This is a genomic window from bacterium (assembly GCA_035559435.1).
In the GTDB taxonomy this organism is placed as follows: Bacteria; Zixibacteria; MSB-5A5; order WJJR01; family WJJR01; genus JACQFV01.
The window spans coordinates 1-3938 of the sequence record DATMBC010000022.1; the positions used below are offsets into that span (position 1 = coordinate 1).

General features: G+C 64.4%; 4 protein-coding genes. 2 read left to right on the forward strand and 2 right to left on the reverse strand.

Translation table 11 applies throughout. The annotated features are described in order from the left end of the window. The coding region (locus VNN55_02615; GenBank protein HWO56439.1) for an aldehyde dehydrogenase family protein at window positions 1-163 on the forward strand (163 nt) is incomplete at its 5' end. A 1-nt stretch (window position 164) separates the two neighbouring features. Beyond that, window positions 165-728 (forward strand): O-acetyl-ADP-ribose deacetylase, encoded by a 564-nt coding sequence (locus tag VNN55_02620; GenBank protein HWO56440.1) that lies wholly within the window; start codon window positions 165-167, stop codon window positions 726-728. 171 nt (window positions 729-899) lie between these two features. On the opposite strand, the gene cysS is transcribed toward VNN55_02620, so the two are convergent. Both cysS and VNN55_02630 read right to left on the reverse strand, forming a co-directional pair. Further along, window positions 900-2306, reverse strand: a complete 1407-nt coding sequence (cysS, locus tag VNN55_02625; GenBank protein ID HWO56441.1) for a cysteine--tRNA ligase — start codon at window positions 2304-2306, stop codon at window positions 900-902. Next, window positions 2306-3415, reverse strand: coding sequence for a M42 family metallopeptidase (locus VNN55_02630; GenBank protein HWO56442.1), 1110 nt, complete (start codon window positions 3413-3415; stop codon window positions 2306-2308). The genes cysS and VNN55_02630 overlap by 1 nt, the downstream gene beginning before the upstream one ends. Window positions 3416-3938: the final 523 nt, after the last annotated feature.

Below are 3938 nucleotides of genomic sequence, written 5' to 3' on the forward strand. Positions count from 1 at the left end.
CGAGGCAATCGACGTCGGCGGCGTGATGCACAATGAGGCTCCGACCTTCCGCGTGGACATGATGCCCTATGGCGGGGTCAAGCTCTCCGGCAACGGCCGTGAAGGTCCCCGCTGGGCGATCGAAGAGATGACCGAGCCGAAGCTCCTGGTCCTGAGCGCATAGGATGCCGGCGATCAACTTCACCATCGGGACGACCCGCTTCGAGGCGGCGCGCGGCGACATCACGCACGAGACCACCGACGCGATCGTCAATGCCGCCAATTCCGGGCTGCGCGGCGGCGGCGGCGTCGATGGCGCGATCCATCGTGCCGGCGGGCCGACCATCCTGGAAGAGTGCCGCAAGATCGGCCGTTGCCCGGTCGGCAAGGCGGTGGTGACCGGCGCGGGCAAGTTGAAGGCCAAGTGGGTCATTCACACCGTGGGGCCGATTTACGCCGGATTGCCCAGCGACAAGACCGAGCTGGCGTCCGCCTACCGCGAAAGTCTCGCCCGCGCGCAGGAAATCGGCGCGAGGTCGATCGCTTTCCCCTCGATTTCGACCGGCGCCTTCGGCTATCCGATCAAGGAGGCGGCGCCGATCGCGATCCGCACCGTCTGCGATTTTGTCGCCGCGCATCCGGAAGCGTTTGATCTGATTCGATTCATACTGTTTTCCGACTCCGACTACTCCATCTACTTCGCCGAATTCCGCAAGCGCGGCGCGCAGCACCCGACGATCTACCGCTGAGGGGCCACAAGGGGTGAAAGCCCTTTGTCCTGAGGTCGCGTGTGCACTCGGACACGGTTTTTGAGCCGCCGCCCCCTGTGCGGGCACCGCAAACACTCCACGAACCCGCCACGCCCGCCAAAAGCGACAGGGGCGGATCGCAATGACCCGCCCCTGCGGTGATCGGAAGACTTAGACTTTCTGTTTCCAGCGCGTGCCCGTGGGCGTGTCCTCGACGATGATGCCCATCTGCTCGAAGAGATCGCGGATCTCATCGGCGCGCTTCCAATTCTTCTGGGCGCGCGCCTCTCTGCGCTCGGCGATCAACGCCTCGATTCTGGCCGGGTCGACCGCGGGCGCGTCCGGACGGAGCACATCCAGCAGCCGGTCGATCTCCTCGATGAGCGTGCGCGCCGCGCGGGCATCCTCCGCGTTGACGCCCCCGATGTCCATGCGCTTGTAAGTCTCGCGGATAAACTCGAAGAGGACGCCCAATCCGCCGGAAATGTTGAGGTCGTTGTCGAGGTTCTCGGTGAAAAGCGAGCGGGTCTCGGCAATCGCGGCGAGGAAATCGTCGTGCGCCGCGCCGGGCACGCGCATCTCCCCCAGCCGGTGATGGAAATCGCGCAGCCGCTCGATCGCCCCTTTGGCGGCGTCGATGCCGGCGAAGGTGAAATTGAGCTGGGCGCGGTAGTGGGTCGAGATCAACAGGTAGCGCACCGCCACCGGCGAGTACCCCTTGGCGAGAAGGTCGCGCAGCGTGTAGAAGTTGCCCAGCGACTTGGACATCTTCTTGCCGTCGACGATCAGGTGTTCGGAGTGCATCCAGTAGCGGGCAAAGGGCTTGCCGGTCGCCGACTCGGACTGGGCGATCTCGTTTTCGTGGTGCGGGAAGATGTTGTCGACCCCCCCGGTGTGAATGTCAAAGGTCTCCCCGAGGTACTTCATCGACATCGCCGAGCATTCCAGATGCCAGCCGGGTCTCCCCTTGCCCAGCGGCGTCTCCCAGAAGACCTCGCCATCCTGCTCATCCCAGGCCTTCCAGAGTGCGAAGTCGGAGACCGAGTCTTTCTCGTATTCGTCGGAGGCGACCCGCGCCCCGGCCTTCAGTTCGTCGAGGTTCATGTGCGACAGCTCGCCGTAGCGGGGGAAACTGGCGATGCGGAAGTAGATCGAGCCGTCCTCGGCCTTGTAGGCGTTGCCGCGCTCGATCAACCGCAACACCAGCGCCACCATCTCGGGCACATGCGCGGTCGCCTCGGGATAGACCTCGGCGCGTTCGAAGCGGAGGGTGTCGATGTCCTCGAAAAACGCCTGCTTGAAGGGGGCGGTGCACGCGGCCAGCGCCAGCTTTTCTTCGCGGCAGCGGCGGATGATCTTGTCGTCGATGTCGGTCAGATTCATCACCTGCGTGACCCGGAAACCGCGCCACTGGAGGTAGCGGCGCAGCAGGTCCTCGAACAGGAAGGTGCGCAGGTTGCCGATGTGGGCGAAGTTGTAGATCGTCGGTCCGCAGGTGTACATGCGGACATGCCCCGGCTCCAGCGGTTCGAATTCAACCAGCGCCCGACGGCGGGTATCGAAGACCTTCAGGCCCACTAACGGCGCCCCTTCGCGCGCGGCGCCCGCGCGCCGGCGCGTATGCCGGTGAACGATTCCACCGTGGCCTGATCGAGACGCTTGAGCACCGCCAGGATCAGTTTCAGGCAGGCGTCGTAGTCGGAGCGCGAGATGATCGAATTGTGCGAATGGATGTAGCGCGACGGCGGACCCAGCGACACGGACGGCACGCCGGTGCGGGACATGTGCACACGGCCGGCGTCGGTGGCGCCGCGGTCCATCGACGAGAGGTGGTACTTGATCTTGTTTTTCTCGGCGGTCTCGATGACCAGCTTCAGCAGTCCCTTGTTGGGGATCATGCCGGCGTCGTAGATGTCGATGGCCACGCCACCGCCGAGCCGCTCGCCGGGGGGATCGATGCCCGGCGTGTCGCGGGCAATGCCGACGTCCAAGATCAAGGCCACGTCGGGATCGATCGTCCAGGCGGCGGTGCCGGCGCCGCGCAGCCCGACTTCCTCCTGCACGCTGCCGACACCGTAGATCGTGTAGGGCTGGGTCTTCGGCTTGATCGCGGCGAGCACATCGCAGACCAGCGCGCAGGCGACGCGGTTGTCGAAGGCCTTGGCCAGGTACAAATCGGGGTTGGCCATGATCTGGAAGTCGGAATAGGGCGTGACATACATCCCGTTGCGCAGTCCGAGCTTTTTGGTCGCTTTGAATTTGTCGGTGGCACCGACGTCGATGTAAAGTTCCTTGGGCTCGATCACGTTCTTGCGCTTGTCTTCAGGCAACAAGTGCGGCGGGGTGGAACCGAAGACGCCGAGGATCGGGCCGTCGTCGGTGTGGACCCAACAACGCTGCGAGAGCATGACATGCCCCCACCAGCCACCCAACGGGAAGACCTTCAGGTATCCCTCTTTGGTGACCTCGCGCACCACCCAGGCGACCTCGTCCATGTGCGAGCCGAGCAGGACGCGCGGGCGCTCGCTTTTGCCCGGGACCTGGGCGATGAGCGAGCCGAGTTTGTCGGTCGACAGGCGGGCATAGGTCGGCATGTGCGCCGCCATCACGCCACGGACCGAGCTTTCGTCGCCGGGGGCGCCATGCGCCTCGGTCAGCGATTTGAGCAGCAGTTCGGTCTTGTCCAAGTAACCCTCCCATGTGATCGCGATGGTTGCCGCGATAGAATGAAGAACTTAACAAATCGGCGAATCCGGCTCAACCGGCTTTTCGCCGCGTCCGTCGGGGGATGGGCGCTGGCGATGTCGCCATCTGGGGCAGGTCGCAGATCCGCCTTCGTCGTCTTTCGGATGCCTCACGACCGGGGGGAAAAGATTGCTTCGTCGGCCCGATCCGCCTCCGGCGGATGGGCCTCCTCGCAATGACGGTGCAATGCTGAAGGACGCGTGAAACCGTCATTGCGAGGAGGAGTCCGCCGCAGGCGGACGACGACGAAGCAATCCTTTTCCCGCGGACAGGGGAATCCAACGAATAGCTAACACGCGCGGCCACATGGGGCAGGGCTCAGATCCGCCCTGGTCGTCCTTCGGATGCCTCACGACCGGGGGGAAAAGATTGCTTCGTCGGCCCGATCCGCCTCCGGCGGATGGGCCTCCTCGCAATGACGGTGTCGTTTTATGGCAAGCCGCGTGGGGCAGGTCTCAGACCTGC